Annotated in this window: 3 protein-coding genes; 1 reads left to right on the top strand and 2 read right to left on the bottom strand. The window is 60.6% G+C overall.

Features of this window, described 5'->3' with window-relative positions; genetic code table 11:
* Positions 1 to 19 precede the first annotated feature (19 nt).
* Positions 20 to 1,237 carry an alanine transaminase gene (gene alaC, locus JV201_RS22405; RefSeq protein ID WP_003213096.1) on the bottom strand — a complete coding sequence of 406 codons (1,218 nt, stop codon included), beginning with the start codon at positions 1,235 to 1,237 and terminating at the stop codon, positions 20 to 22.
* Positions 1,238 to 1,433: 196 nt separating this feature from the next.
* Here alaC and JV201_RS22400 point away from each other — a divergent pair, with 196 nt between their 5' ends.
* Positions 1,434 to 1,919: a GyrI-like domain-containing protein gene (locus JV201_RS22400; protein ID WP_177049551.1), complete on the top strand. Its 486-nt coding sequence runs from the start codon at positions 1,434 to 1,436 to the stop codon at positions 1,917 to 1,919.
* A gap of 46 nt (positions 1,920 to 1,965) precedes the next feature.
* Here the strand turns inward: JV201_RS22400 and JV201_RS22395 are convergent, their stop codons facing one another.
* Positions 1,966 to 2,559 (bottom strand): pyridoxamine 5'-phosphate oxidase family protein, encoded by a 594-nt coding sequence (locus JV201_RS22395; protein WP_257903250.1) that lies wholly within the window; start codon positions 2,557 to 2,559, stop codon positions 1,966 to 1,968.
* Positions 2,560 to 2,561: the final 2 nt, after the last annotated feature.

Raw genomic sequence — 2,561 nt, 5'->3', positions numbered from 1 at the left:
TTCCTGCCGTTGGATCGGGTCAGGCGTCAGCTTTCTTGACCAGCCCATCCGCCCGGAACATCGCCCGGATGCCCCGCACCGCCTGGCGAATCCGGTCCTGGTTTTCGATCAGTGCAAAGCGCACGTGGTCGTCGCCATACTCACCAAAGCCAATCCCCGGCGACACACACACCTTCGCCTCAAGCAGCAGCTTCTTGGCAAACTCCAGCGAACCCATCGCGGCGTACGCCTCGGGAATCTTCGCCCAGACGTACATCGACGCCTTCGGGTTCTCGACCATCCAGCCCAGCTCATGCAGGCCTTTCACCAGCACGTTACGGCGCTGGCGGTACTGCTCGGCAATGTCTTTCACGCACTGTTGATCGCCTTCCAGCGCAGCAATCGCCGCCACTTGCAGCGGCGTGAACGTGCCGTAGTCGTGGTAACTCTTGATCCGCGCCAGGGCGTTGACCAGTTCCGGGTTGCCCACCATGAAGCCAATGCGCCAGCCGGCCATGTTGTAGCTTTTGGACAGGGTGAAAAATTCCACCGCGATGTCCTTGGCGCCCGGTACTTGCATGATCGACGGAGCTTTCCAGCCGTCGTAGACGATGTCGGCGTAGGCCAGGTCATGCACCACCAGCACGTCGTACTGCTTGGCCAGGGCGATCACCCGTTCGAAGAAGTCCAGTTCCACGCACTGCGCGGTGGGGTTGGACGGGAAGCCGAGGATCATCATCTTCGGCTTGGGGATCGAGCCACGAATCGCACGTTCCAGCTCAGCGAAGAAGTCCACCCCCGGAATCAGCGGCACCGAACGCACCTGGGCGCCGGCAATCACGGCACCGTAGATGTGAATCGGGTAGCTGGGGTTGGGCACCAGCACCGTGTCGCCCTGGTCCAGGGTGGCCAGCATCAAGTGCGCCAGGCCTTCCTTGGAACCGATGGTCACGATGGCTTCGGTTTCCGGGTCGATGTCCACTTCGTAGCGGTCTTTGTACCAGCGCGAAATCGCCCGGCGCAGCCGCGGAATGCCTTTGGAAGTGGAGTAACCGTGGGTGTCTTCGCGTTGGGCGACGGTGACCATTTTTTCCACGATGTGCGGTGGAGTGGCGCCGTCCGGGTTACCCATGCTCAAGTCGATGATGTCTTCGCCGCGCCGACGCGCAGCCATCTTCAGCTCGGCAGTGATATTGAACACGTAAGGGGGGAGTCGATCTATGCGCGCAAAGCGGCGCGGCGAACGGGGTTCGGCCATTGTTGCCTCGAAATACGTAAGCGCCCGGAACCGTCCGAGCGACGTCGGCCACTGCGGTGGCCTGCGGGGCAGACAATACGGTCGATGATGGCCAATTGTCCAGATGCTGTGGGAAAAATTTCTGCTTGGAGTGCGACGGGGGTATGCCCCTATACTCGACGCGGGTTTGTTCCCTCATAAGAAGGAGACTGTTCAGATGGATCAACAGACAAAACTGCCGTTACAGCCGCGCATGGAAGAGGGCAAGGCCCTGGTGATCGCGGGTGTGCAAGGGCGTTATTCAAAGGCCACGATTGGCGATATTCCCAAGTTGTGGGAGCTGTTCGACAGCTGCTTCAAAGAGATCAAGAAACGCGTCGGCGGCGTGACCTATGGCGTGTGCTACAACGCCAAACACGATGAATTCGACTACCTGGCCGGCGTTGAAGTACCGGCCAAGGGCGATGTACAGAGCAACTTCCAGTCGATTGAAATCCCGGCCCATCGCTATGCCGTGTTCCCGCATTTTGGCCCGGTGCAGGCGCTGGCGCAGACCTATGAACGCATCATGTTCGAATGGCTGCCGGCCTCCGGGTACAAGGTGGTCGGGGCTGATTTTGAGCGCTACAGCGCCGATTTCGATGTGGGTAAAGGCACGGGCTCCGTGGAAATCTGGATCCCCATCAACGCCGAATCCGCCTGACCGCGCCACCGGCAGGAGCGAGCACGTTCGCTCCTGCAATGGCCTCTCAATACAGCGTGGCCTTGACCCGCTCCGGCATCTCGCGGTCATAGGCTTCGGCGTCGAACGCCCCATCATTCAAGCGCTTGTGAAACGCCCCGGCGGAGGGCAGTGCCGAGCGATCCAAGTGCTTTTCCGGGTTCCAGCAATCGGAGCGCACAAAGGCTTTGGAGCAATGGAAATACGCCGCCTCCACCTGCACCAGAATCACCGAACGGGCCGCTTTGCCATTTACCGCAAAGCTCTCCAGCAACTCAGGCTCGATGGAAATCTGCGCCCGGCCATTGACCCGCAACGTCTCGCCAATGCCCGGGATGATGAACAGCAACGCTATGCGCGGGTCCACCACCAGATTGCGCAGGGTGTCGAGGCGGTTATTCCCTGGCCGATCCGGAATCGCCAGCGTGCGCTCGTTGATGATTCGTACAAAACCTGGCACGTCGCCACGGGGCGAACCGTCGATGCCGTCCGGGCCGGATGAACTCACCACCACCAAGGGTGAGGCGCGGACCATGGCCTGGTAATCCTCGTTGAGAAACGGGATTTCCTTGCGCACGGCCCGTTCGTGGGGCAGGCCGTAGAGGGATTCGAGTTGTTCCAGGG

It is taken from the genome of Pseudomonas sp. Colony2, assembly GCF_019382755.1.
Lineage (GTDB): Bacteria > Pseudomonadota > Gammaproteobacteria > Pseudomonadales > Pseudomonadaceae > Aquipseudomonas.
Note: the sequence above shows the minus strand (reverse complement) of the source record. Positions and strands in the feature narration are given on the sequence as shown.